The 23,736-nt window shown below is 50.3% G+C and carries 27 protein-coding genes; 22 read left to right on the forward strand and 5 right to left on the reverse strand.

Annotated features, from left to right (window positions below; translation table 11 throughout):
- Positions 1-131 precede the first annotated feature (131 nt).
- From DSM117340_RS06335 to DSM117340_RS06345, 3 genes are all read right to left on the reverse strand, one after another.
- Positions 132-620 (reverse strand): hypothetical protein, encoded by a 489-nt coding sequence (locus tag DSM117340_RS06335; RefSeq protein ID WP_354689977.1) that lies wholly within the window; start codon positions 618-620, stop codon positions 132-134.
- Positions 621-676: 56 nt separating this feature from the next.
- A complete protein-coding gene (locus DSM117340_RS06340) occupies positions 677-1,048 on the reverse strand; it encodes a flagellar protein FliS (protein ID WP_354689978.1) in 372 nt (123 codons plus the stop codon).
- 325 nt (positions 1,049-1,373) lie between these two features.
- A complete protein-coding gene (locus DSM117340_RS06345) occupies positions 1,374-1,916 on the reverse strand; it encodes a flagellar basal body-associated FliL family protein (protein WP_354689979.1) in 543 nt (180 codons plus the stop codon).
- Positions 1,917-2,208: 292 nt separating this feature from the next.
- Here DSM117340_RS06345 and DSM117340_RS06350 point away from each other — a divergent pair, with 292 nt between their 5' ends.
- From DSM117340_RS06350 to DSM117340_RS06450, 21 genes are all read left to right on the forward strand, one after another.
- The gene (locus DSM117340_RS06350) at positions 2,209-3,372 is read left to right on the forward strand and encodes a sigma-54 dependent transcriptional regulator (RefSeq protein ID WP_354689980.1); all 1,164 of its coding nucleotides are present in this window, start codon (positions 2,209-2,211) and stop codon (positions 3,370-3,372) included.
- Between the two features lie 4 nt (positions 3,373-3,376).
- Complete coding sequence (fliE, locus tag DSM117340_RS06355; RefSeq protein WP_062214716.1) at positions 3,377-3,691, forward strand: flagellar hook-basal body complex protein FliE; 315 nt, start codon at positions 3,377-3,379, stop codon at positions 3,689-3,691.
- A gap of 43 nt (positions 3,692-3,734) precedes the next feature.
- Positions 3,735-5,477 carry a flagellar basal-body MS-ring/collar protein FliF gene (gene fliF / locus DSM117340_RS06360; protein ID WP_354689981.1) on the forward strand — a complete coding sequence of 581 codons (1,743 nt, stop codon included), beginning with the start codon at positions 3,735-3,737 and terminating at the stop codon, positions 5,475-5,477.
- Positions 5,478-5,504: 27 nt separating this feature from the next.
- Positions 5,505-6,545 carry a flagellar motor switch protein FliG gene (gene fliG / locus DSM117340_RS06365; RefSeq protein WP_062214720.1) on the forward strand — a complete coding sequence of 347 codons (1,041 nt, stop codon included), beginning with the start codon at positions 5,505-5,507 and terminating at the stop codon, positions 6,543-6,545.
- On the forward strand, positions 6,542-7,753 hold the full coding sequence (locus tag DSM117340_RS06370; protein WP_354689982.1) for a FliH/SctL family protein: 1,212 nt from the start codon (positions 6,542-6,544) through the stop codon (positions 7,751-7,753). Before fliG ends, DSM117340_RS06370 begins: the two co-directional genes overlap by 4 nt.
- Positions 7,750-9,081: a FliI/YscN family ATPase gene (locus DSM117340_RS06375; RefSeq protein ID WP_354689983.1), complete on the forward strand. Its 1,332-nt coding sequence runs from the start codon at positions 7,750-7,752 to the stop codon at positions 9,079-9,081. The genes DSM117340_RS06370 and DSM117340_RS06375 overlap by 4 nt, the downstream gene beginning before the upstream one ends.
- 37 nt (positions 9,082-9,118) lie before the next feature.
- Positions 9,119-9,505, forward strand: coding sequence for a hypothetical protein (locus DSM117340_RS06380; protein ID WP_354689984.1), 387 nt, complete (start codon positions 9,119-9,121; stop codon positions 9,503-9,505).
- A 62-nt stretch (positions 9,506-9,567) separates the two neighbouring features.
- A complete protein-coding gene (locus DSM117340_RS06385; protein ID WP_354689985.1) occupies positions 9,568-11,379 on the forward strand; it encodes a flagellar hook-length control protein FliK in 1,812 nt (603 codons plus the stop codon).
- An 18-nt stretch (positions 11,380-11,397) separates the two neighbouring features.
- Positions 11,398-11,991, forward strand: coding sequence for a flagellar basal body-associated FliL family protein (locus tag DSM117340_RS06390; protein WP_354689986.1), 594 nt, complete (start codon positions 11,398-11,400; stop codon positions 11,989-11,991).
- A gap of 11 nt (positions 11,992-12,002) precedes the next feature.
- Complete coding sequence (fliM, locus tag DSM117340_RS06395; protein WP_354689987.1) at positions 12,003-12,995, forward strand: flagellar motor switch protein FliM; 993 nt, start codon at positions 12,003-12,005, stop codon at positions 12,993-12,995.
- Positions 12,996-13,007: 12 nt separating this feature from the next.
- Positions 13,008-13,325 (forward strand): flagellar motor switch protein FliN, encoded by a 318-nt coding sequence (fliN, locus tag DSM117340_RS06400; protein ID WP_062214733.1) that lies wholly within the window; start codon positions 13,008-13,010, stop codon positions 13,323-13,325.
- 143 nt (positions 13,326-13,468) lie between these two features.
- Positions 13,469-13,741, forward strand: a complete 273-nt coding sequence (locus DSM117340_RS06405; RefSeq protein ID WP_062214735.1) for a flagellar biosynthetic protein FliO — start codon at positions 13,469-13,471, stop codon at positions 13,739-13,741.
- Positions 13,734-14,492 carry a flagellar type III secretion system pore protein FliP gene (fliP, locus tag DSM117340_RS06410; protein ID WP_354689988.1) on the forward strand — a complete coding sequence of 253 codons (759 nt, stop codon included), beginning with the start codon at positions 13,734-13,736 and terminating at the stop codon, positions 14,490-14,492. Before DSM117340_RS06405 ends, fliP begins: the two co-directional genes overlap by 8 nt.
- 6 nt (positions 14,493-14,498) lie before the next feature.
- Complete coding sequence (gene fliQ, locus DSM117340_RS06415; RefSeq protein WP_354689989.1) at positions 14,499-14,768, forward strand: flagellar biosynthesis protein FliQ; 270 nt, start codon at positions 14,499-14,501, stop codon at positions 14,766-14,768.
- A 38-nt stretch (positions 14,769-14,806) separates the two neighbouring features.
- A complete protein-coding gene (fliR, locus tag DSM117340_RS06420; RefSeq protein WP_354690033.1) occupies positions 14,807-15,586 on the forward strand; it encodes a flagellar biosynthetic protein FliR in 780 nt (259 codons plus the stop codon).
- A complete protein-coding gene (locus DSM117340_RS06425; RefSeq protein ID WP_354689990.1) occupies positions 15,579-16,739 on the forward strand; it encodes an EscU/YscU/HrcU family type III secretion system export apparatus switch protein in 1,161 nt (386 codons plus the stop codon). The genes fliR and DSM117340_RS06425 overlap by 8 nt, the downstream gene beginning before the upstream one ends.
- 2 nt (positions 16,740-16,741) lie before the next feature.
- Positions 16,742-16,960: a hypothetical protein gene (locus tag DSM117340_RS06430; protein ID WP_354689991.1), complete on the forward strand. Its 219-nt coding sequence runs from the start codon at positions 16,742-16,744 to the stop codon at positions 16,958-16,960.
- Positions 16,961-17,174: 214 nt separating this feature from the next.
- Positions 17,175-17,972 (forward strand): hypothetical protein, encoded by a 798-nt coding sequence (locus DSM117340_RS06435; protein WP_354689992.1) that lies wholly within the window; start codon positions 17,175-17,177, stop codon positions 17,970-17,972.
- 27 nt (positions 17,973-17,999) lie between these two features.
- Positions 18,000-18,797 (forward strand): hypothetical protein, encoded by a 798-nt coding sequence (locus DSM117340_RS06440; RefSeq protein WP_354689993.1) that lies wholly within the window; start codon positions 18,000-18,002, stop codon positions 18,795-18,797.
- Positions 18,798-18,890: 93 nt separating this feature from the next.
- Entirely contained in the window at positions 18,891-19,244 is a 354-nt protein-coding gene (locus DSM117340_RS06445) for a hypothetical protein (RefSeq protein WP_354689994.1), read from the forward strand.
- Entirely contained in the window at positions 19,245-19,598 is a 354-nt protein-coding gene (locus DSM117340_RS06450) for a hypothetical protein (RefSeq protein ID WP_354689995.1), read from the forward strand.
- Here DSM117340_RS06450 and rpoN read toward each other — a convergent pair.
- The gene (rpoN, locus tag DSM117340_RS06455) at positions 19,595-21,067 is read right to left on the reverse strand and encodes an RNA polymerase factor sigma-54 (RefSeq protein ID WP_062214758.1); all 1,473 of its coding nucleotides are present in this window, start codon (positions 21,065-21,067) and stop codon (positions 19,595-19,597) included. The genes DSM117340_RS06450 and rpoN overlap by 4 nt on opposite strands.
- A 370-nt stretch (positions 21,068-21,437) precedes the next feature.
- Here rpoN and DSM117340_RS06460 point away from each other — a divergent pair, with 370 nt between their 5' ends.
- Positions 21,438-23,030 (forward strand): flagellin, encoded by a 1,593-nt coding sequence (locus DSM117340_RS06460; protein WP_354689996.1) that lies wholly within the window; start codon positions 21,438-21,440, stop codon positions 23,028-23,030.
- Positions 23,031-23,224: 194 nt separating this feature from the next.
- On the opposite strand, the gene DSM117340_RS06465 is transcribed toward DSM117340_RS06460, so the two are convergent.
- Positions 23,225-23,593 carry a hypothetical protein gene (locus tag DSM117340_RS06465; protein WP_354689997.1) on the reverse strand — a complete coding sequence of 123 codons (369 nt, stop codon included), beginning with the start codon at positions 23,591-23,593 and terminating at the stop codon, positions 23,225-23,227.
- Between the last annotated feature and the right edge of the window lie 143 nt (positions 23,594-23,736).

Consider the following 23,736-nt stretch of genomic DNA (forward strand, 5'->3'; position numbering starts at 1 on the left):
TCACTCGGGGGCGGCAACAAAAATTGCTCGTATTTCCAATATGTTCTTGGATGCGCCACGGTTTGGATCCGCTGTTAATCTGCTGTCATAACCGCAGTGTTAACGTAACTCTCTAGATGCCGTCCAGAGCACTAGATGCCGTCCAGGAAAGAAACCTCCAGTTCCGGCATCTCTTTCAGCCATTCACCATCGTCGATCGCGCCCCAAGTCCATCCGGCGGGCATGGCGAGTTCTGGTTTAGTACGATACATATAAATGAATGGTTTGAATTCTTTTGCAGCCGATTCAGCCGAGACGTCTGGTGTCTTTAAACCGTCAAGAGATGATGAGAAAAAGCCCTTAATTTTGCGGGGCGCCCCATTTTTGTCAAAAGTGATTCTATTATACGCATAGCTTTCTAAAATCTCAGAAGCATCTTCGACGCCAGCGTCCATCATTTGCCGAAGGTAGCTTTCCGAAGTGTCCAGAACCATTTCATAACTTATATCGCTATAACGATCAGCTAAAACGGAGGCATATTTTGAGGCAAACGCTTCCAACCCGAGGGACTCAGCCAGATAGCGTTGCGCTGTGAGGGCACAAGTTGCCGAATATACCCATGAGGGACAGAAAATTGACACTCAAACCTCCAAGTGTGTTAGCGGATATATCCACAGCCTTTGTTTTGAGGTTAGAGTTATTTTATCTGGCCCCACGCGTCAATTATATCATTTAAAACATTTTCACAGGTATCCAATTTTGCGTCAGGGTCTGACTTCAGCGCTTTTTGGAGCTGGTTGCGGCAATACTCATATACTTTGAATAAGTTTTCAGCAATTTCGCCCCCCTTTTCGAAGTCGAGGCTTGTTTGCAAGATATACACAGCCGTGAAGGCATTTGAGAAATATTTCTTTTTCTTCTCATCCTCGATCGCCGGCGTCTGTAGGTTTTTGAGGCACCGTGACAGCTCTTGAAGGGTTAGAGTGATCATCTCGTGAGGGTCGGAGATACCCGAGAGCCCTGCCTGCCGCGACCTGTTGTATTGGCTTCTTGCAAATGCGTAGTTCATTGTTCTCTCCCGCCACTGTTGTTATTCATATTAACGGTGCGTCAGACGGATTGTTTAGGCCCTCGAGAGTGAAATCGGTGCATTTAGTTTTGAGGGTAAGCCGTCCTTTTTTCTGTATATTCGCTTAGCGGTATGAAGACCCTAGAACTCTCGCGGTCGCTTTCGTCGAAATGACAAACCTCGACCTGAACATTCCCGATATCAGGCTCTTGTGAGGGGTTTGATGTTTGCGCGACCCATTTCAGAAACAGATTCATAGCTTACCTCGTTGGTTGTTCCTACGAGTGTTTGAGCAAGATTGATGCCAACTTGCTCAGAGCTGAGATTAAGTGATCAAAAACGAGGTGAGTTCAACGCTATGGATGAACGGCTCATAGCCCCAACGCTCCAGATAGTCATTTATTGTGGTCTTTATCTTTTCGCTTAGCAATTGGCGGCCTTCCCGAGACAGAAGGACTTCTTCGTTAAGCTCGGCCGCTTGTGCGAGAATAAGAGGGCGCAGCTGTGGTTCGCGCTCTTCAAGTGTCGTCATCATACTGCTGGCATTGAGGGGGGACTCAAAGATTGAAACGGCAATTTCAAAGCTGAACAGCTTATTACTTCCTGGCACGTTCCCGATAATTGTGGAGGGGTATGGGTAATACTCATACCCGGGTGTCGCTATAGCAAACCCGTCCTCATCTGTCTCTTGTGCTGAGGCATCGGTATTTTCAGGCGGAGCTTCAATTTCTATGGGCGGGGTTGGCGGGTTGAGCGCATCAAGCCTGTCAGATTGAGGGCTTATGGTGTTGTGACCCGCCGCAAATACCAAAAGCGTTATGAGCGCAGGCGCACCATAGAGGGCGGCTGATAATAACATTTTCTTCATCGTCGCTCCTCCCATGTCATCTGAACGACACAGATTTTAAAACTGTTAAACCGAGGCTGTCAGTATTAGCTGTCAATTATTTGAAGCCTCAAGTCTCATGGTCGTCATTTGCTTGTCTGTTTTCTGACTCTTTGATTTAGGCGTAATTTTTGAAAAATATATTAACAAAAATTTAATCAATATTATCAAGTTGTTAAATTAAGAAAGTATTGATTTTTCGATTTTGTGCCTCGCCGGTTTGTGGGGTTGGCTTGGTTATTGCCTTTTAAACTCCGTAACCTGGAGAGCCGCAATGAACTCGATTTTGATAGAAGCTGCACATTTCTCACAAGCGCAGGCGCTGCGCGAGCTTATTGCACGCCGAATGCTGGATGTGGGGATATTGGGCGAAACGGTTGAACCAGATGCAGGCGCAACATTGGTGTTCTCGGCGGCTCATGAAGCTGCGCTTGGCAATATGCAGGCCCTTTTGGCGGTTGCACGTGGGTTGAAGCCGCGCCTGGTCGTTATCGTAGATGATAGCGCTGACCAGTTTTCCATCACGAGTGATCTTGGCGGAAAAGTGCAGCGTGTGAACCTGCCACAGTCAGATGGGCTGGCCCTTACCGTTGCCGCAGACATAATTTGTGCTGATCTCGCCAAAATGATTGCCGCTGACCCTGCGACAAGTGATTTGTTGGTTCTTGCAAATCGTGTTGCTAAGTCAGATGTCACTGTTTTCATCAATGGGCCGACGGGCACTGGCAAAGAGGTTCTGGCACGCTTTATTCATGACAGATCGGATCGCGCCAAAGAGCCTTTTGTGGCCATAAATTGCGCTGCAATTCCAGAAAATATGCTTGAAGCCGTATTGTTCGGCCACGAGAAAGGGGCCTTTACAGGCGCTTCTGTTGCCAACAAGGGCATTTTTCGGGCGGCTGATAAGGGTACTTTGTTGTTGGATGAAATTTCAGAAATGCCGCTTGGCCTGCAATCAAAGTTGTTGAGGGTTCTGCAAGAGCGCAAAGTAACTCCACTGGGGGCTCAGGGCGAAATTGATGTAAATGTGCGCGTGCTGGCGACCACCAATCGCGATATGCGTGCCGAGGTTGCTGCCAACCGCTTCCGAGAAGATTTGTTCTATCGTCTCAATGTCTTTCCGATGGCAACTCAATCTTTGAGCAGCAGACCAGAGGATATTCTGCCTGTGGCTGTGGCCTTGTTGCGCAAACACTCGATGTCTTTGGAAGGGCTTCCTTGGCTGTCTGCTGATGCCTGTGATGTGCTTTGCAGCCATGACTGGCCAGGCAACGTGCGCGAGCTTGAAAATGTCATGCAGCGGGCCTTGGTTTTGCAAAATGGTGGCGTGGTTGATGCTGAAGATATTGTGATTGATACGGTCCCGGTGCTTCAGAATGTTCCAACGCCGCAATCCTCTCAACCCACGGTCAGCCGCCTGAGCGCCTACGGAGGATAACGCGATGACACAGATTGGAGGCCTCAAATATCAGGTGGATCAAAGCCATCTGCAAAGCTTGAAGAAAGCACAAGAGGGTTTAGGCCAACCAACGCAAGGACCAAGTTTTTCGGAACGGCTTGCGAATGGTTTAAATGACGTCGCGAATGCACAGGGCGATGCGTCCAAAATGGCGCGTGATTTTGAACTTGGGCGCGAGCAAGATTTGGCCAAGGTCATGGTTAGTCAGCAAGTATCCTCGCTTGGTTTCCAGCTGACCCTTAATCTGCGCAATAAAGCTTTGAGCGCTTACAAAGACATCATGAATATGCCGGTTTGATCGCAGATCACTCTGAGCATTCAAGACAAGGACGGCCTCGAACATGGCAACGAAAACACAGTCTCTCGACACCAGCAGCGCTTTATCAAGTAATGCAAACGGCTTGGTGCCATCTTCGGGCAACGTTCTAGACACCATCAAGAACGTGACGCAACAACCAAGTTTTCAGCGTGCTTTTCCAATGATCATTTCCGTCTTGGCAATCGGTGTGTGTTTGGTTGTTTTTGCTTTGATGCAAAAGCCTGATCGCACGACGCTTTACGCATCCTTGCCTGAGGCAGAAAAGGCGCGTGTTTTTGAAACTCTGAAAAACGCTGGCGTGGATGTGACGCTTGATCCGACAACCGGCGACGTCATGGTGCCTGCGGCGGACTATCACAGCTCACGTATTCAGTTGGCTGCGCAAGGTCTGCCGCAGTCTGTGCCCGATGGATATGATACATTGGGCGACATCCCAATGGGCACGTCGCGGTCTGTTGAGACCATGCGCTTGAAACAAGCGCAAGAAGTTGAACTGGCGCGTTCTATCAACGAGATCTCAGCAGTGCGCTCGGCCCGCGTGCATTTGGCTTTACCCGAACGTTCGGTGTTTGTGCGTGAGCAACTGCCGCCGACAGCTTCGGTCTTTTTGCAACTGGACCGGGGGCGTGCCATGGACGAAAGCCAGGTGACCGCGATTATCAATTTGGTTGCCGCTTCTGTGCCAAACATGGCGAAAGACAATGTCACGGTAGTGGACCAAAGTGGCCGTCTTTTGTCCAAGGCACCTGATGATCCCTCCTCTATTTTGACAGATAATCAGCTGCAATACCGTATGCGTCTGGAAAACATCTACCGTTCGCGGATTGAAAGCTTGGTCACACCAATCGTTGGGCCAGGGAATGCGACAGCACGCGTGAATATTGATTTTGATTTCACGCGCCGTGAGGTGACAGAGGAGAGTGTTGACCCCAACGGAAATGCCTTGCGCAGTGAGCAAAGCACAAAAGACATCACGTCAAAAAGTCCCGCTGTCGGCATCCCTGGTGCAATATCGAACACTGCGCCCACAGAAGCCGAACTGGTGACGGATGGCACGCAATCCACGGGCACGATGGGCTCTGGGGATGTGCAAAGCCAATCCTCAAGCGAAGTGCGCAACTATGAAGTGAGCCGCAAGGTGCAAACCACGCAACAACCCTCAAACACGATTGTGCAAATCAATGCGGCCTTGTTGGTCCGTGATCAGCGCGTGAAAGACCCCGAAACGGGCGAAATGGTAATGCAACCCATTGATCGAGAAGTATTGGCAGACATCGAGAATCTTGTCTCCAGCGCGATTGGCTTGCAAGTCTCCCGCGGTGATACACTTATCGTCAAATCACAACCTTTCATTGAAGAGCTTGAAGGCATTCAGGTGGATTGGCATGAGGCTGATTGGGTGGAAAGCCTTGCCAAACAAATCGGAATGATCCTGATGTTGGCTGTGGTGTCGTTGGGGGTTATCCGCCCGCTTCTCAACCGTCTCTTGGTGCCTGCTGGTGGCGAAATGGTTGCTCGTGGGGGACTTTCTGATGAAGATGCCGAAGCAATGGAATCTGTCGAAGTTAATGCGGGCGAAACCTTGGAAGACATTAAGGCCAAGCTGAAGCCGAAGAAAGCCAACATCTCAATGGAGATGTTGGATACGGCCAACACCTATGACGATAAGGTGGCGATCATTCGGATGATTGTGTCTGATGAAGCCGGGCGTGTGTCAAATGTCTTTAAGCAAATGATGAAGAAAGAAATGGATGTGGTAGGCTAAGGCCTGCTGCTGCCAGAGGAAATTAAAATGTCAGATGCACTTGCAACACCGACTGATGAAGAAAGCTTGTTTGATACGCTCACGGGCACGCAGAAATCAGCCATTCTGATGATGCTGCTCGGAGAAGATGAAGCCGCTGAAATCTTGAAGAACCTGTCTCCGCGTGAAGTCCAGCATTTGGGCGGGGCAATGTATTCGGTGCAAGGCGTTGATCAAGACACAGTCAATGCTGTGTTGGACGAATTTTTGGCAATCATCAAACAACAGACAAGTCTGGGCTTGGGCGCTGGAAATTACATCCGCAATGTTCTGACAAAAGCCTTGGGGGGCGATAAGGCACAATCGGTTTTGAGCCGGATTACCCCAGCGTCGTCAGAGCGGCCGATTGAAATATTGGATTGGATGGATGCTCGAGCGATTGCCGAACTCATCATTGATGAGCATCCTCAAATCGTTGCTTTGATTGTATCATATCTGGATTACGGCTTGGCAGCAGATGTGTTGGGGCTGTTGCCACCTGACTTGCAGCCAGAGGTGGTGCGTCGGATTGCAACCCTTGAGACAGTGCAGCCTGATGCTGTGCGCGAGCTTGAGCGCGTCATGCAGCAAAAGTTCCAAGCTAATACAACGCTGCGCGCTTCGCAAATTGGCGGCGTAAAAGCGGCGGCGAAAATCATGAACTTCACAAAAACCGCGATGGAACAGCGGATTATGAAGGACATCAAGAAAGACAGCAAAGACCTTATGCAAGCGATCCAAGACAATATGTTTGTCTTTGATAATTTGGTTATGTCTGACGACCGTTCGCTTCAGACGCTGCTGCGCTCCATTGATACCGAAATTCTCGTCTTGGCTCTCAAGGGTGCCGACGAGGTTCTTCGCGACAAACTGTTTGGCTGTATGTCCACACGGGCAGCGTCCAACATTAAAGACGAAATGGAAGCCCTTGGCCCTGTCCGTCTCACTGATGTGCAAGAAGCACAAAAACAGATTATTGCTGTGGCGCGGAAAATGTCTGACGACGGTACAATCGTGCTTGCGGGCCGTGGTGGAGACGAAATGGTATGACCCAAGACTTTGTGCCACATGAAGGACTGATCCGCGCCTCAGATGTGGCAGCGGGTGCGCCTCTAAAGCAGTCTGAAATCACTCGGTTTATCAACACGATTGACACCGAGGTTTATCAACGTGACGAGGCCGCTCCACGCAAACCAGATGCACCGTTTAAATCAAAAAGTTTGCTTGATTTGGCACGTGAGGCGTCTGAACGGATTGCTTTGCAGGATGCCGCGCGCGAGCGGGCGCAGAAAGAGGCCGAAGACGCTGCCGAGAAAGCGGCTCCAGAGCAACCGCCGGAGCCTGCAACACCTGGGCCTGCCGCGAAAGAGGAGACACCATCGGCAACTGATCAAGCGGCGGCTAAAGTTTCAGATCAAACAGAACCGCAGCCTTTGTCTGGCGCCGACGCTGGAAAGCAGGATGATAGCCCTATCGAAGTCGCAACCGAGCCGACAACACTGCAACCTGATAGTCTCGCCCCTGAGACTGAGCTGGGTGCACCTGATCCTGAGCCGACCAGCCCTAGCATGGTCGCTTCGGAAAGTGTGAGTGAGCAGGCGGCAGACAGCCAAATAACGGAGGCTTTTGAGGCAGGTGTCCTTGAAGGGCAGCGTCAAGCACGTGATGAGGTTGAAGCAATGATGTCCCATGCGCTGGGACTTTTGGAGCAAACTGTAGAGGCGTTTCAGGAGCAAGGGCATGATGCCAGCCTTGCTTTGAGAGACAGCATATCCGCCAGTGTGATAAGTCTCGCATCGTCTCGTGCGGGGATGCAAATTGATCAAATGCCAAAGGCTTTTGGGGCGAGGATCGAGACCTTGGCTGAACGCATTCAAACCTCAACGTCGGCGCCCATCCTCAAGGTTCATCCGAGTGATTTGCTTGTCTTAAAGCCCTGTCTTGAGCAATCCAGAAAGCTGCTGTCTCTACGTTTGGTTGCAGATGAAAGTTTGGCCCGTGGAGATATTGATCTGGCGCTTGAGGGTATCAGGCTGACGGATGTCATGCCGCGGGTCGAGCAGGCCCCGACTTTTGTACACTATGTTCCTTTGACATTGGCAGATGATGTTGTTGATGAACCAGAGACGCATACGCCCGAGGTGTCGTTGGAGGCTGTAGACGAGAAACAGCCAGCCGATGGAGCCGATCAAGCCATCAATGATGAACTCATTGAGGAAAGTTTAGACGATATCATAGCTGATGAGCCTGAAAAATGACGATTAACGCCCTTCAAACTGTTGTCCAGAGTATCGCGTCCTTGGGGCAGCCTTTGCCGCTAATCGCGTCAGGCTTGGTCACCCGTTTTGATGGCCAGATCATTGAGTGTGACGGGTTTCCTGTGTCGGTTGGGTCGATCTGTCATGTGCATCTCCCTGACGGGTTTCCAATACAAGCGGAGGTTATCGGCTTCCGTGACGGGCGAAACCTTGCTTTTTTGTATGATCAAAACGCCGATATTGAAGTGGGTGCCTTGGTCACGGTGGCAAACAATGGGCGTCAAATTGCCGTCGGACCTGCATTGCTGGGCAGGGTGATTGATGCACAGGGAGAACCACTGGACGAGGGTGGCTCCATCGAGCTTGAGGACAGTTGGCCTTTGCACGGAAAGCCCATCAATCCTTTACAACGCCGTGCAATAGCGGAACCGATGGATGTTGGCGTGCGGTCTGTGAATGCTTTGCTGAGCATTGGCCGTGGGCAACGTGTGGGGATTGTCGCGGGCTCAGGTGTTGGGAAATCGGTGTTGTTGTCGATGATGACCCGGTTTTCGGATGCGGATGTGATTGTTGTTGGGCTGATCGGAGAGCGTGGGCGCGAAGTCGGCGATTTTGTCGAGCGCTCGATGGGTGGGCAGGCGCGTCACAAAATTTGTGTTGTGGCTGTGCCTGCTGACAGAGCCGCTTTGCTGCGTATCCGTGGTGCCAATCGCGCCACTGCGATTGCGGAATATTTTAGAGCCCAGGGTAAGAATGTGTTGTTGATAATGGACTCTCTCACCCGTGTCGCTCATGCGAAGCGCGAGGTCGGGTTGGCCTTAGGAGAGCAGCCCACAGCAAAAGGATATCCGCCTTCTGTTGTGTCTATGATCCCGAACTTAATTGAGCGCACGGGCACGGGGGGCGAAGGCGAGGGCGCTATAACCTCGATTTACACCGTTTTGGCTGATGGAGACGACACGACCAACGACCCTGTTGTTGATACGGCTCGGGCGATTTTGGATGGGCATATCGTTTTGTCCCGCAAGCATAGCCAACTGGGGATCTACCCTGCCGTTGACCTGACGGCTTCGGTCAGCCGCGTGATGAATGATATTATCCCAGACCCGCATCAAAAAGCAGCCGTTAAATTCAAACGTCTGGTCTCGGTTTACATGGAAAACCGCGACTTGATGTTGATGGGGGGCTATGCTGCTGGGCAAGATCCTGAGCTTGATCTTGCAATCGCACTTTGGCCCAATATCACCGCCTACATCAAACAAGCGGCTAATGAGCCAGCGACATTTCAAGACTGCCAACAGGATCTCATTTCTTTGATGGGAGAGTGAGCAGATGTCACGTACATCTCGTTTATATGAACTGATGATGAAGCGCGAGACGATGCGTTTGCGTCAGAAAGCAGATGCTTTGGGCGGGCTTGTTGGAGACCAGACGCGGCTTTCTGACCTTGATGCAAAACTCGCTGAGCTGATTGTGGAAAATAGCCAAGATCGCGGCACGCAAACGGTTTCTGCTTTGCGCTCGCAAGCTTTTTACGGGCGTGAAATGGCCGAGCAGCGCGAGTTTGCGCAAAACAGGCTCGAGTTTTTGGGAAGAGAAATTGAGACGGCACAAATGCAGCTGGCTCAATCAAAGCAAAAAGAAAAAATGTTAGAGGAACGGGCCGCGCAGGAGCGGCGCTTATTAGCACAAGATGCTCTCGACCTTGCCGATAGACTGCGTCCTGCACAGAAAATAGAGCGAAAGTTATGAGGAAGTTGGCATTGTTATTGCTACCCCCCTTGGGTAGATCTTTCTCTTTTTGAGGCGCATTCATGAACGGCATTAGCCCCTATACCAAGCTTAACCGACCCGCCGATAACGGTGGTCGTACAGCATTGGGCGATATGATTGCTCTTGTTCCAGACGAGATGTCTGAGGTACCGCAGAGTTTTGATCATATGCTTCAAGGCAATCAAGCCCTGCCCGAAGAGATCGAGGCAGCTTTGCCTGAAGCGTCGCAAAGAGCGATTGCACCAGGCGGGCTGCCAGAGGAGATGGGTTCATTTGACATTGGCGCGCAGGTAAAGTTGACCGTTGAGGAGGGACCATCTGGAGAGGATAGCCCTAGCATTCCCGCAACTGAACCAAGCTTAGTTGAAGCGGGCCTGCAAGTTCTGCCAGTGTCAGATGGTGTGCAAGGTGTGGCGGATGAGCCAACTCAGCCCCAGCTGCAAAACGATCCTATCGCGGCACTGCCCAGCATGATTGTGCTTGCCACGGCTGAAAGCGAGATTATGCAAGCGGGGGGGCAGTCGGCTCTTGCGATTGCACACTTAGGAGCACCTGACGCGGAGCAAGTCCAGATAGAAGTTGGCGCTGCGGGCGCTGAAACGGATGCCGCAGTTCAGCGATTTAGAGGCAGAGCCCGAGAAGGCTTGCAGATGCCGAGCATGAACAGTGAGGGTGATACACCCAGGCTGGCAGTCTCGAAAGCTGCAATCCCGCCATTTTCCAACCCCAGCTTTCCAGACACACCGCAAGCGATCACGCATCTGGGATCTCAACTGTTGTCCGATGGTCATGTCGCCTTACCAGCAGTTGGTGTTTCTGAGTTGACCGGTGTTGAGACTTTGCGGGTGTCTGAAATACACCAGAAAAGCGACGCCAAACTGAATGTAGTGGACCCCGTGAACTTAGGCGACGCCGAGAGGCCGAGTGAGCATGATGTTTTGGTGAGTAAGGCGCTTGTGAAAAGAGTTATTTCCCCTGACGCTGAGGAGAAGGGGCAGAGTCAAGCAAGGCTGCTGGCTCTTGAGCCATTTGTCCCTCCCAAGCCTCAGGAAGCGCCCAGTGAAGAGATTTCTTCTGGGGCAGGTCTGGCAACACGCCCGAGTGCGCCACTTGGGCCAGTGATTTTGCCTGAAGTTGGCAAGTTAAATCAACTTCCTGTGTCTGAAGCCTTTTCAGCCACCGTTGAGGTTCAGCCGAGCCCGGAAACCTTTGTTCTAAAATTTAATCCAGATGGCTCTGCAAAGCCTGAGGTTTCGGGGTCAAAGTCGGATGAGGCAAAAGGTTTTGGTGGGTTGGTTCAGCCCTTGTCGGCAAAGTTAGAAATGGCCTCCTTAGAACACAGCGCCGCCAAACCCGCTCAGGAGCCGCCACATCCAAATGCTCAGGCAAGCGTGCTACGTGCGACTATGGCGCTTAATATGCGTGATTCTCAATGGGGGCAAAAACTCGTATCTCAAATTGAAAAGATGCAAAATGAAGGTGTTGCCCGCTACGATATTTCGTTGCGCCCCAAAAACCTCGGCGACTTACAGGTCAGCCTTGAGTTTCGCGGCGGAGACACTCAAGTCCGGATTGTAACTGAAACAACGTTGGCATCTCGGGTGTTGATTGGGGCTGAAGACCGTCTGGCTCAGATGCTGGACAATGCTGGCTTTAGGCTCACATCCTTTGCGGCATCCATGTCGGCAGGCCAACAACACGCGGGCACAGGGCATGGACAAAATCAAAAGCAAAAGCAAAATTCAGCCGAGCTTGCCAACAAAAACAAAGGCGCGCGCAATGCGTCAGCCTCAGAGCCCATGATGCCTGTGGACACAAAAAGCCATAACGGCGCAGTAAATGTCATCGCATAAAATTTCAGGAGCAGTTACATGGCAGATCAAGAAACAGATGAACCAAAGAAGAAGGGCGGCTTAGTCAAGATAATTGGCTTTGTTTTTGCGGGGGTCGTGCTTGTTGGCATTGGTCTTGGCGCGGGCTTTTTTCTTTTTGGGGGCTCGTCTCTCACGCCGAGTGATGAAATCGAGCAAATTATTGAACGTAAGTTGAAAGAAAGTGGTCAGCTGCCCGAAGAGGACGAAGAGGTAGCCGAAGAGGGCGAAGAAGAGCCTGCTCTCAACAAAAAAGAAGCGCCTGAGGTGGATACTTTCATCACAACCTATTTTGAATTTGAGGGCAATTTTACAACCAACCTGCGCAATTCACGCAAGTTCTTACAGCTTGGGGTTGGGGTTTCAACGCAATATGATGAAACTGTGATTGAACACGTTCAAACGCACCAATTGGCTTTAAGGTCTGAAGTTCTTGGCACGATCAGTGAGTTCACTGAAGAAGAGATCCAGGGCAAGGCAGGACGTGATATGTTGGCGGTGAAAATGGCGGAGGCCATCAATACTAAATTAGAGATTCTTGAGGGGTTTGGTGGCATTGAAAACGTTCACTTCACTTCTTTCGTGTTGCAATAAGGGGCACGCAGATGGTACCTTCCAAGAAACTTACCTCGGATGAAGTCAACGCTCTGATTGACGGCTTGGGCGATGAAAGCTCATCGGCTTCAATGGGCGGTGATGATGGCCATGTGGATGTGCGCCCGTTTTCGTTCGGCTCCGATGACCTATCGCTCTTGGGGGATTATTACGCGCTGCGCATGATAAACGAGCGGTTCTGCCGCTTTGCACGCAGCGTGTTTCTGCCTATGCTGCGCATTCAACCGCGGATTTCGTCTTTCCCACCAGAGGTGAAAACCTTTGACGAATATACCAGTGGTGCGGAAAGCTTTATGAGCCTTACCACAAGCCGTATGGAAGAGCTTCGCGGAAGTAGCCTTTTGGTTGTGGCGCCTGCATTTATCTCGCTTCTGACGAATTCATACTATGGCGGCACGGCTGTGCGCTCGTTGCGCCGCCCCACTGGAGAATTCACGGCAACCGAGCAGCGCGTCATTGAGATTGTGACAGAGGGGTTGATGAGTTCTATGCAAATGGCATGGCGCGACCTTACGCCAGTATCTTTTTCGGTGCAGGGCCATGAAGAAAATATGCAGTTCGCCTCATTTGTCGACAACAGCGAAACTGTCATTGTCTGCACCTTTTTGGTGCAGCTTCCCGGAAATGAGCCGGCAACTTTCGATATGGTCTATCCGCTTCAAACACTGAAACCGATCGCCTCTTTACTGCGATCACGGGTTCAATCTGAATTTGTCGATGATGATATGTCATGGCGTCAAAAGCTGGAACGCGCAATTTTGAATATTCCGCTGATGGTCACAGCAGAATTGGCCAAGCCAAAGGTTTCAATGCGCAATCTTTTGCGCTTGCAAAGCGGTGATACCTTCCCAATTCAGCTTGCCGATGGTGTAAAAGTTCTTGTTGAGGGTAAGGATATTTTCAATGCTGAATTGGGCCAAGTTGGCCCGCAAGCCGCGCTTCACTTGCGCGAACGTATTAACGCAAACAAAGACAATGTTTAGAAAGGCAGTCTGATGTCAGATGAAAACCAAGTTACTGAAGAGGCCAGCATTGCAAAGCCCGAGCGTGATGGAAGCGAGAACCTGCGGGTTCTTGAAAACATTGACGTGCAAATGACAGTAGAGGTTGGCCGCTCTGAAATCACCATCCGAGATCTGTTGCGATTGAGCGAAGGCTCGATTTTGGAGCTTGATCGGCTGGCGGGTGATCCGTTGGATATTCTTATCAACGGGACAATGATAGCTAAGGGCGAGGTTGTGATGGTTGGCGAACGTTTTGGCATTCGTTTTGGCGAAATTGTTGAGCCAGAAAAGCGCGTAGAAAGTATTTAACCTTTGGGCTGTCATTTTTTTGGCAGTGAAGGGTATTCAAAAATAAGACGCTATATCAGATAATTACCAATTAATTAACGTGCCACCTTTGAGGTGGCACGTTTCCTGCTTCTTTCTTGTGAGACAGAAGTAAGGCAAAGACAGTGGATATTCAGCCATTTCAAATCGTTACAGTGGTGGTCTTCTTGGCCATTCTATTGGCGGCCCAGTTGCTGCTGAAGCGTCTGCGCAGGGCGGGTGGCCTGCCATCCTCAGCAAAACGTATGGAGGTCCTCCAAAACTTGAGTGTTGGGCCCAAGGAGGGCCTATTGTTGGTGCGGGTTGACGGCTCAGACTTTTTGGTTGGTGTGCCGCGCCATGGCCCGTTGACACTTCTGCCACTCGCGCCAAACAGCACTGAGGTGACTTATGTTTAGACTTTCCGCACTCAGTTTCATCAGCCTTATCGCGCTGGCAACTGCTACTTCGGGTCAGGGCTTCGACATTTCAGGGCTTCCAGCTTTAAACACCACACAATCGGGTGAGGGCGAGATGACATACTCGCTGTCGCTACAGATCTTGGCCTTGATGACTGCATTAACGCTTTTGCCGTCGCTCGTGTTAGGTATGTCGTCATTCACCCGCATAATTATTGTGCTGTCGATTTTACGGCAAGCTTTGGGCACACAACAGACGCCGCCAAATCAGGTGCTCATCGCAATCGCCTTGTTCTTGTCGCTGTTCATCATGCAGCCAACCCTGACACTAATATATGACAACGCTTTGTCGCCGTTCATGTCAGAGACACTTCCCGCCGATCAAGCCATTGCCCGCGCTTCAACCATCATGAAAGATTTCATGGTTTTGAACACCCGTAGTGACACGCTTTTGATGTTTTCCGATATGGCGGGCGCTGAAGCTTATGAGAGCAATGCTGACATCCCGTTTTCGACCATCTTGCCGGCGTTCATTACATCTGAGCTGAAGACGGCCTTTCAAATCGGGTTTCTTCTTTTCCTTCCGTTCTTGGTTATCGATATGGTGATTGCCTCAATCCTAATGTCATTGGGGATGATGATGCTGTCACCGATGTTGGTGTCGTTGCCCTTTAAGCTGCTCTTGTTTGTTCTGGTTGATGGCTGGGCCATGACAGTCGGTTCGCTGGCGGCCACTTTTGCAACACAGTGAGGTCCCATGGATTTTGATAATAACATTGAATACCTCCGACTTGCCTTCTGGCAAATCATTCTCGCCGCAGGCCCCATTTTGGGCGTGGCGCTGGCGATCGGTTTGGTTATCGGTGTTTTGCAGGCCGCGACTTCGATCAATGAAATGACATTGAGTTTCGTGCCAAAGCTCATCTTGGTGCTGCTCACCATGGCACTTTTGTCAGGGTTCATGATGACGCAATTGACAGATTACTTTACTTTTATTTTTGAAGAAATCGTGGCTGTCGGGAGATGATACCGATCAATTCCATATCTTTGGCGGGTTTGCCTGGCATGCCTTTGCAGGCCTTGTTTGATGTTTTTCTGCAAGTGTTCTTGGTCAATCTCCGCATTGGTGCTTTTCTGATATCGGCGCCGTTTTTTGGCTCGCGTATGGTGCCTTTGCAAATCAGAATTGTTTTCTCAATTGGGCTTGGATTGTTTATCATGAGCCAGATCGAGGCGCCTGATGTCACTGTTTTGACGTCGTTCTTTGTGGTGCCTTTGGTATTACAAGAATTGGCCATTGGGCTCTGCGTTGGACTCTGCATGACAATTATTTTTGCCTCCGTCGGCTTGGCGGGTGAAAAAATTGCGGCATCTTCTGGCTTGTCTTTTGCTATGCAAGTTGATCCGAATGGGGGCGGGCAAACGCCAGTGATCAGTCAGATTCTCACCCTGTTTTCGTTGGTCATTTTTTTTGCGCTCAACGGCCATATGCTGGTGCTGGCGTTGATGATTGAAAGCTACACATTGGTGCCCATTGGTGCTCCGCTGCTTTATGGGGCGATGTTTCAAACAGGGATAGATGCCGCTGGGTTGATGTTTGCTTTTGCCGCAAGCGTCATGCTGCCCATTGTAGCGGTGTTGTTTATAATCAACTTGGCCATTGGCATCATTACAAAATCAGCGCCGCAGCTTAATTTGTTTTCATTCGGCTTCCCAATCACAATCCTGAGCGTATTTGTGCTCCTTGTTTTATCTGTTACGCCTTTAGCTTGGTCTTTTTCAGATCTGATTGAGTCGACAATGGCCGTTTTGAGAACCCTTATCGAAAGTATGTCCAATGGCTGAAGGTGGTGATGAGAGCCAAGAAAAGACAGAGGACCCAACTCAGCGGCGCTTAGAAAAAGCGGCGGAAGATGGCGAAGTGTTGTCATCCAAAGAGATGTTTGTTTTTGCCACCATGGCGATGGGGATCGCTATGATCTACGCCTTGTCGATCTATATTCCGTCTCAGATTGGTCATTGGATGACATTTTTCCGGTTTGGCGGCCTCGATAAAATGGACAGCCAGATTTTGACGAACCTTGGCCATGCGCTTTGGATATTTATTGTTGTGTCGGCAATTATTGGTCTGCCCATGCTTGTTGCTGTATTGGCAACACAAGGGGCGATCGGGGGCGGCATTAATTTTACAGCCAAAGCCATGGCCTTTAAAGGCAATCGCATCAATCCTTTGAGCGGACTCAAGCGTATGTTTTCGGTCAAAGGGTTGGTTGAACTGGCCAAGGCTGTCGCCAAGGTTGTCTTTCTTGGCGCTGCCTTTGCGGGTGTTATCTGGGTGCTCCTGCCGACAGTATTGCGCCTCACCAGCACAGGCTTGACGGCAGCTTTACATGAGGTGTTCTGGGGCACGATGCTGGCGCTGGCCGCATCTATTATTGTCCTGGGTGCCATTGCGGCCCTTGATTTGGCCTATGCCATGTACACACATATGCAAAAGCTGCGCATGAGCCGGCAAGATATGAAAGACGAGCACAAGCAAACCGAGGGCTCGCCCGAAGTCAAATCGCGCATCCGTCGCTTACAGATGGAAGCAAGCCGGCGTGCATCAGAGCAGGGTGCTGCAGTTGAAAATGTGGCTGAAGCCACTGCCATTATTACAAACCCGACACATTTTGCTGTAGCGCTGAAATATGTCCCGGGTGAAACGCGCGCACCAATCATTTTGGCAATGGGTCGTGGGAAAATGGCGGAGCGTATCATCGAGAAAGCAAACGAGCACGACGTCACAATCTTCCGCAGCCCGCTGTTGGCACGTGCGCTATATTTCACTGGCGATATTGGGCAAGAGATCACCGATGGTGTCTACACCGCGGTTGCGGCGGTCTTGGCTTATGTGTTCCGCCTTGATCGAGGCGAGACGCCTGAGGAGCCTTGGGTCGATATTCCGAATGAACTGCAATTTGATAAAAACGGTAAATCTCTGGGTGGGGAGACATAAACATGAGCAGCAAACGAACGCGCAGCATGGGCGAAATGATCTCGACAATTTGTTTTTTTGGGATGTCAGCCTGGATTGCACTTGAGGCGCTTGCATTGATGAGCGTTGCCCCCAGTTGGCAGATCTATGGCTTGTTTGGTGCCTCTATCATGTGCCTGCTCGGGGGAATGCGGTTTATTATTGCTGATATGGCCGCTGCAATCCAGCGGAAATTCAAATGAGTTCAGGGGGGTCTCATATCGCTTGTGGTCGGTGCACGTATTACTTTGTTACATTTGATGTGCAGAGACCTCATGGATGTAAAAAATTTGGTTTTAAGTCGCAGAGATCGCCCAGTTTGGAAGTTTTTACAGCAACTGGCACGAAATGTGCTCAATTCAATGAGAAATTTACGCCATCACGGCGTGCATCAGAGAAAACTGTCAGGAGGCGGGGATGACGACCCAAACGAAAGCTGTCGAGGAGGGCATCAAGATCGCGTTGGACGCAGCCGATGCAGCAACGAATGTCACTGATGAGTTCGCGCGTATCAAACAGGATTATTCTGCCGTGGAGGGCGAGGTGAAAAAACTATATAAGAACGCCACAATTGTTTTTGCCAGCTCGGCCGCCGCCAGCCTTATCGCCGTGCTTGCTGCTTCGATGATGTATTATCGCACCATGGAAACCATGGAAACCAGCAACAACACGTCGCTTGAGGCATTGGTCATATTCGCGGAAAATGTCGATAAACTTGCATTGGCAACCACATTACTTGATGAAGCACTCACCAAACAATCCAAAATGTCTGAGACAGTGGAAGCCACCAATATCGCTGTAAGCCGCATTGAGGAAAGTCAGGCGGAAGCTCAAGCAATAACAGCAGAAGGCTTGGCTGAGCTCTCAGAGACCACAACAGCAGTGGTGTCGCAATTTAGCACAGCGATGCTTGAAAAATTTGATACCGATTTGGCGCAACAGACCGATACTATTTCTCAAGCGCTGGCCTCGCTTGAGGCGGCACAAAGTGCGCTTTCTGCCAGTCTTGCGGCACAAGATAACCCCTCAGGTGCTGATGCCGCCCCAAATAAAGAACTGACAGCAAAGCTGGAGACGGTCCTTATGCTGCAAAGAGAGATTTCTGCGAAAATCACAGCCGCCAACAGCCCGCCGCCCAAATCGCGTAAGCGCCCAACGCCGGCTGCGACAGCCAAACCAAAGCGCACATCAGACGCGCCCATCACCTTCCCATAAACCTGGTCAAAGCGCCGAGGATGTAACATGGCACTTGAAGATTTCGCTGATGAAGCGCCAGCGAGCGCCGCACAGCCCCCCCAATTTCTGAAACTTCAGAAAAGTGGGATGGGGCGGTTGGCGGTTGCTCATCGTATGCGCGAAGGGGATATCTTGGTCGCTATAGACGGCGATCTATTCTTGGGAGATGGCGAAACGCTCAAGAGTGCTTTTGAAGATTTTGACCCAACAGAGCCTGACATCGCTTGGCTGATTACGTTTTGGCGCGACGGTTTATTCTTCAGCGTCTGTTTTGAGCAGCCGCTCAAAGCGAAGTTTGATTTTGCGACGCCTGAGGAGGCAATTCAGGTTGTGGACGGTTTTCAGAGCCTCAAGTTTGGCCCTATTGAGAATTATCAGAACTTCGAAGTGTTTAAAGACTTGCACAGAAACGCTGCAATGCATGAAACACGTTCAGACAGTTTGGCTGGGATTGCTCCTGTCTTGTGGATGCTCAATCACCGCTTGTATTATCCAATGATTGCTATAGCGATTGTATATGCAATCACATTTTTGACGCATATTTTGTTGTTCTTTTTGGCCTATGGCATGACCTGCCTTTATGTGAAGCGCGCACAGCTTAATTTGCTTCGCTCGTATCATTTGTTTGAAAACAAATTTTATTGGTTCGTATTGGCGGGGCAAAGCGAGAATGAAGTGAGGGAAACGTGTCGCGAAATTGACCCTGAAATTAAATTTGCGTTCGACAAAACGGCAGAGCAGCCGAAATTAAACCGGCTTCAACGTAAGGAATTGCGAGAGGCTGAGGCCAAGTCGCAAGGCTAACGTTTGTCCATTTGAAACGCTTTTCGAAAAATTACGAAACGCAGGCCTAAAGTAATCCGTTGCGGGGACGTTGACCCTAGCAAGGGGATATAAATGCACTCCAGTTTTATCAATAGCCTGTCACTGGCCGCTTTGCCACGCCATCGCGTTCAAGCGCGAGCCATGTTGTTAGAGGCAGGCTGTGAGACAGACAGGGTCTTTCTCTTGAAAAAAGGTACGGCGCGTGGCGCAGACGGTGTTGTGTATCAGGAGGGACACGTGCTCAACTTTAAAGAGTTTCTGGCGGCATCTCACTTTGTAACTCCGATTAAAGCGCAAACCGAATGTGATATTGTGCATATTCCTCGTACACTGATCCGCGAGCGCCTGTGTATCGACAACCCGCTCACATGGACGATTGCGAGATGTTTTGCTGCCGAGGATCTTGCCCTGCGAGGGGTCGGATAAATGGGAGAAGCATCCACCACACCTGTGCGGAATTTGCTCAGCCACGGTGAAGTTATGGAGCTGATCCATTCTGAAGTGCTGTTTATTAAGGGAATGCCGGTAACGTCAATTTTTTTGGTCTCAAAAGGTACGTTGCTTGTGTTTTCAAATGACGGCTCAAAGCTAAGGCGCTGGGTTGGGCCACAGCAAATCGTTGGCATCCATGACGCATTGATCAACGGAAAGTGGCAAGGTATCGGCGTGGCGCATGGAAAGGTTGAAGTTGTTGCTTTCAGTTTCCAAACGCTTCAAGACGCCTTGAAGAAAATCCCGCAGGCGCATCGCGTATTGTTGGATGAGTTGTTTGCGAGTTAGGCGAGCCCTGCCACTGAAGCTGCGCGGCGACGTTGGAAAGACGACGGGATGTTTTGCATATCGCGGTATTTGGCCACAGTACGCCGGGCAAGCTTGACGCCTTCTTTCGCCATGAAGTCTACGATTTTATCGTCGCTATAAGGGGCTGAGGGCGGTTCGGTTTCTATCAATTTCTTAATTTTGTACTTTATCGCCGAAGCTGCTTCAGCGCCATCGTCGCCATTGCCTTGCAGCCCAACGCTAAACAAAGCTTTCAAGCGAAATGTGCCCTGTGGTGTCGCCATCATCAAGCCTGATGTCACACGGCTTACGGTGCTCTCGTGCACATCGATTGCCTCTGCCACATCGCGCAAAACCAATGGGCGTAAGGCACCTATGCCTTGCTCTAGAAAGGCTTGTTGGCGGCGGACAATCTCTGCGCCAATGGCCAGTGTTGTTGAATTGCGTTGCTCAATGGCGCGCCGCAACCAATTGGCGTCGGCGACCCGCTCCGTGGTGAATTTTTTATCATCGTCGCTTCGCAGGGATTTCAGAGCTGCTTTAGCAAGGGCCCGATTGATGTGAATGCTTGGCATTGTGCTGCGGTTTAAGTCTACTTTCCAACCGTCAGCGCTCGCTTGAACAATCAGGTCTGGCGCGCGTATGGGTTCAGCGGCCCCCTCAAAGACGCTTCCTGGTTTTGGATTAAAGCTGCGGAGCAGGCTAATCAATGTACGCAACCTCTCCAAAGAAAGACCAGACGCTTTCTTTAAGGCTTTCATGTCGCCTTTGGCCAGCATGGGCAAATGGGCAAGAAGGCGTTCAAAATCTGTTGTGTCGTTGTCTTGTTCACGTGCTTGCAGCAAGAGACATTCACTCAATGAGCGCGCGAACAATCCTGCGGGCTCAAGTGTCTGCAACTTTATAAGCACTTGGCATACCAACGCTTCAGAAACGCGCAACATCAGGGCAATCTCCTCAACGGGTTGCCCTAACCAACCTGAGGGCTCTATGGCTTCGGCTAACGCATAACCGATCATCCGTTCTTTTGGCTCGGCGAGCAGCTGGTCAATTTCGCCGCACACATACGCGTATAAAGAAGGTTTCCGCTCTTCAACCGTGGAAGCAATCATATCCCAATCTTGATGCGCCATGCCGCTGCTGGTTTTATTGCCCAAATCGAGCAGGCTGGATTCAAATGTGTTTTCGAGCGCCTCGTTGTTGAGCGGCGTGTCTTCGGCGGCTTCGCCAACTTTAATGTCGGTGGGCGTCACCGATGCTGCAACAGGTGTGTCATATTCTTTCGTTGAGGCGCTTTCATGTAGGGTTGCGCTTTCAACATCCAAAAACGGGTTGTCGACGGACTGTTCTTCCAAAAACTGACCAAGTTCAAAATTGTTCATCTGCAACAACTTTATTGCTTGCTGCAATTGCGCAGTGATGACGATCGACTGTTTCTGACTGACTGTCTGTGATGCCGTGAATTTCATATCAAGCCCTCCAGCCACTACAGTAGCGCAGGCATTTTGACCTCAAAAGTATTGAATTTGACGCCCCGGAAAGTTGGAAAATTGACGGATGTTAACAAAACCCTAACAAAATATGCGTTTTGGGCGCGCTATATCGTATGTCAAAAAACGGGCCTGTGTCCCTAAGCACACTACCTCCCGTAATATTTGGCCACAGCGTGCGTTAGGTAGCTATGTCTATGCGCCCAAACCAACTTATTTTAAATTTTTCTAAACATTTTGAAATTCGGTCGTTTTTCTATTCAGGAGCCAGACTGCAAGTGTCGCCAAGGTAATTTAAGGCCGTAGCGTTCATGCTGCTCTTGGCATAAACCTAAGGGAGTCTAGAGATATGACTGTTATTAATACCAACACCGCGTCCATCAACGCGCAATTTAACTTGAACAAAGTTAATAAAGAGATGGAGGCCGCTATGGAGCAGCTTTCCTCTGGAAAACGCATCAACTCGGCATCCGACGATGCGGCTGGCTTGGCGATTTCGACACGCATGGATAGCCAGGTAAAAGGCATCGGAATGGCCATTAAGAATGCCGCAGATGCACAATCGCTGGTGGACACGACAGACGGTGCTCATCAAGAAATTACAAATATTTTGCAGCGCATGCGTGAGCTTTCGATTCAGGCTTCGAACGATACCAACGTGGCGTCAGATCGCGTGTCAATGCAATCTGAAGTGACCCAGCTACAAGCAGAAATCAACCGTATTTCGTCCCAGACCACATGGAACGGCATGGCTTTGCTGGACGGTACCTTTGCTTCCAAGCAATTCCAGATTGGCGCAGAAGCTAATCAAACCATCTCCATGTCCGTTGGCACCGTAAACACAGCCAACATCGGCGCGCATCAGGTTAACTCGGTTGTAAACATTGCAAGCGGCACCTCAAACGGCATGGACGCCGCTGGTGATGTTGTAATTACCGGAGCCTTTGGAACATCTACAATTGACGTTAGCGGGACAGACAAATCTGCGAAAGGTTTCGCAGCGGCGGTTAACGCAGTCACTTCTGAAACAGGCGTAAGTGCAACGGCAATTACAAAGGTCAAGCTTTCAGGTTTCAGCGCGGCAGATACAGTATCCTTTACAGTTAATGGCACAACCACAGGGGCTGTAGCGATTGCGAGTGCAAGCGATCTCCGGGATTTACGAGACGCTATTAACGCTATTGCAGGCGAAACTGGCGTGTCTGCAGCTTTGAGTGGTGGACAGAACTCGGCTCTCGAGTTGACGGACATTGATGGAGACGATATCAGCATTGGTTCTTTTTCAACGACAAGCACTGCGTATATGCTTATGACCGCGTTAGACAAAGATGGTAACACCGCCACTGATAATGATGGTGGTGAGGATTTGGTAGTTATGCTGCAGGATACTGGGATTGCTCAAAATACTTATCTTGAGGCGGCTGCATACACAGTAACCGGTCAGGTCACAATGACCTCTGATGAATCCTATACCCTTGCAACAACACACAATGATGCCGAGACCGACGCCATAACCCAGACAGGCTCCACCGTCGTTGGAACCCTAGATACCCTTACAGCTGACGGTGAATTTTTTGGTGCAACTCCTGCCGCAGATGGTACAGTCACCACCTCGTCTACTCTATCGTCTGTAGGAACGGTGAACATTTCCACCACAACAGGTGCTGCAAACGCGATTAACATTATTGATGGAGCATTGGCACGTATATCTAATGCACGGTCTGATCTTGGCGCGGTTTCAAACCGTCTCGATCACACAATGTCCAACCTCGGGACTATCCAAGTGAATATCACGGCTTCACAGTCTCGTATCGAAGACGCTGACTTTGCTAAGGTGACTGGCGATCTCACTAAGTCTCAGATCATGAGCCAAGCGGCAACAGCGATGCTGGCGCAGGCGAATGCTTCTAAGCAAGGTGTACTAAGCCTGCTGCAGGGCTAAGAGCCACGCTTAAACTAGAAAAGGCCCTCGCTTTGCGGGGGCCTTTTTGATTCACGCATATCTTAGATAAAAAACGTTAGATGCTAACAATAAATGTGGAGATGCTAGCTACAAAGTGGGAGATGCTAGCGCGTCTTAGTGAGATGCTAGATCTGCGCTTTACTACGTTGTGCAGCAAAACCGTTGAGTATTTGTTACAATTTTTGAGACGGGCGGCGGGGCAGTAAAAAGCGTGCTGCAAGTGCTGCGCCGTGATGCTGCCAAAACTGATTGCGGTTGGTGATGACACGCGGTGCTCCGTTGCGCAGAGCGGTATGAGCGATTGAGCGTGTGCGTGATTGCAGTGCAGCGGTTCCCGCTGCGACACGTTCGGGCCATGGCTGTCCACGGGGTGTTGCCGTGTAATGAGCAGACGCAGCGGCGTCTGCGGCTGATAGCACACTGCGTACAATGTCAGGTAGTGGTTCTGCAGCGACAAACATGCTGAGCGGTGCTATGCCTGTGTCTGAATTGTTTTGAGCCAACGAGATGCGGGTTCCGTCAAAACGCTCAAGCTCTCTCAAGTTTGCGATTAATGCTTCTAGTTGCTCGTTTCCTTCAATACGTACGGTTGCCTTGATTGAAATAGACAGGGTGAACTCCTTTTATAATTTATAGCTTAAAATAACTTATCTTAGCTCCTGGCATGGAGCTCTGACCAAATATT

It is taken from the genome of Lentibacter algarum (genome assembly GCF_040580765.1).
Classification (GTDB): Bacteria; Pseudomonadota; Alphaproteobacteria; order Rhodobacterales; family Rhodobacteraceae; genus Lentibacter; species Lentibacter algarum.

Bases quoted from the DNA above. Each gene is read 5' to 3' on its own strand.
- DSM117340_RS06430 (WP_354689991.1), top strand. From the start codon at position 16,742: ATGAGCAGCAAACGAACGCGCAGCATGGGCGAAATGATCTCGACAATT.
- fliR (WP_354690033.1), top strand. From the start codon at position 14,807: ATGCCTTTGCAGGCCTTGTTTGATGTTTTTCTGCAAGTGTTCTTGGTC.
- fliF (WP_354689981.1), top strand. From the start codon at position 3,735: ATGGCAACGAAAACACAGTCTCTCGACACCAGCAGCGCTTTATCAAGT.
- DSM117340_RS06390 (WP_354689986.1), top strand. From the start codon at position 11,398: ATGGCAGATCAAGAAACAGATGAACCAAAGAAGAAGGGCGGCTTAGTC.
- fliG (WP_062214720.1), top strand. From the start codon at position 5,505: ATGTCAGATGCACTTGCAACACCGACTGATGAAGAAAGCTTGTTTGAT.
- fliM (WP_354689987.1), top strand. From the start codon at position 12,003: ATGGTACCTTCCAAGAAACTTACCTCGGATGAAGTCAACGCTCTGATT.
- fliN (WP_062214733.1), top strand. From the start codon at position 13,008: ATGTCAGATGAAAACCAAGTTACTGAAGAGGCCAGCATTGCAAAGCCC.
- DSM117340_RS06450 (WP_354689995.1), top strand. From the start codon at position 19,245: ATGGGAGAAGCATCCACCACACCTGTGCGGAATTTGCTCAGCCACGGT.
- fliE (WP_062214716.1), top strand. From the start codon at position 3,377: ATGACACAGATTGGAGGCCTCAAATATCAGGTGGATCAAAGCCATCTG.
- DSM117340_RS06460 (WP_354689996.1), top strand. From the start codon at position 21,438: ATGACTGTTATTAATACCAACACCGCGTCCATCAACGCGCAATTTAAC.
- DSM117340_RS06370 (WP_354689982.1), top strand. From the start codon at position 6,542: ATGACCCAAGACTTTGTGCCACATGAAGGACTGATCCGCGCCTCAGAT.
- fliP (WP_354689988.1), top strand. From the start codon at position 13,734: ATGTTTAGACTTTCCGCACTCAGTTTCATCAGCCTTATCGCGCTGGCA.
- DSM117340_RS06440 (WP_354689993.1), top strand. From the start codon at position 18,000: ATGGCACTTGAAGATTTCGCTGATGAAGCGCCAGCGAGCGCCGCACAG.
- DSM117340_RS06425 (WP_354689990.1), top strand. From the start codon at position 15,579: ATGGCTGAAGGTGGTGATGAGAGCCAAGAAAAGACAGAGGACCCAACT.
- rpoN (WP_062214758.1), bottom strand. From the start codon at position 21,067: ATGAAATTCACGGCATCACAGACAGTCAGTCAGAAACAGTCGATCGTC.
- DSM117340_RS06350 (WP_354689980.1), top strand. From the start codon at position 2,209: ATGAACTCGATTTTGATAGAAGCTGCACATTTCTCACAAGCGCAGGCG.
- DSM117340_RS06340 (WP_354689978.1), bottom strand. From the start codon at position 1,048: ATGAACTACGCATTTGCAAGAAGCCAATACAACAGGTCGCGGCAGGCA.
- DSM117340_RS06375 (WP_354689983.1), top strand. From the start codon at position 7,750: ATGACGATTAACGCCCTTCAAACTGTTGTCCAGAGTATCGCGTCCTTG.
- fliQ (WP_354689989.1), top strand. From the start codon at position 14,499: ATGGATTTTGATAATAACATTGAATACCTCCGACTTGCCTTCTGGCAA.
- DSM117340_RS06385 (WP_354689985.1), top strand. From the start codon at position 9,568: ATGAACGGCATTAGCCCCTATACCAAGCTTAACCGACCCGCCGATAAC.
- DSM117340_RS06380 (WP_354689984.1), top strand. From the start codon at position 9,119: ATGAAGCGCGAGACGATGCGTTTGCGTCAGAAAGCAGATGCTTTGGGC.
- DSM117340_RS06445 (WP_354689994.1), top strand. From the start codon at position 18,891: ATGCACTCCAGTTTTATCAATAGCCTGTCACTGGCCGCTTTGCCACGC.
- DSM117340_RS06345 (WP_354689979.1), bottom strand. From the start codon at position 1,916: ATGAAGAAAATGTTATTATCAGCCGCCCTCTATGGTGCGCCTGCGCTC.
- DSM117340_RS06435 (WP_354689992.1), top strand. From the start codon at position 17,175: ATGACGACCCAAACGAAAGCTGTCGAGGAGGGCATCAAGATCGCGTTG.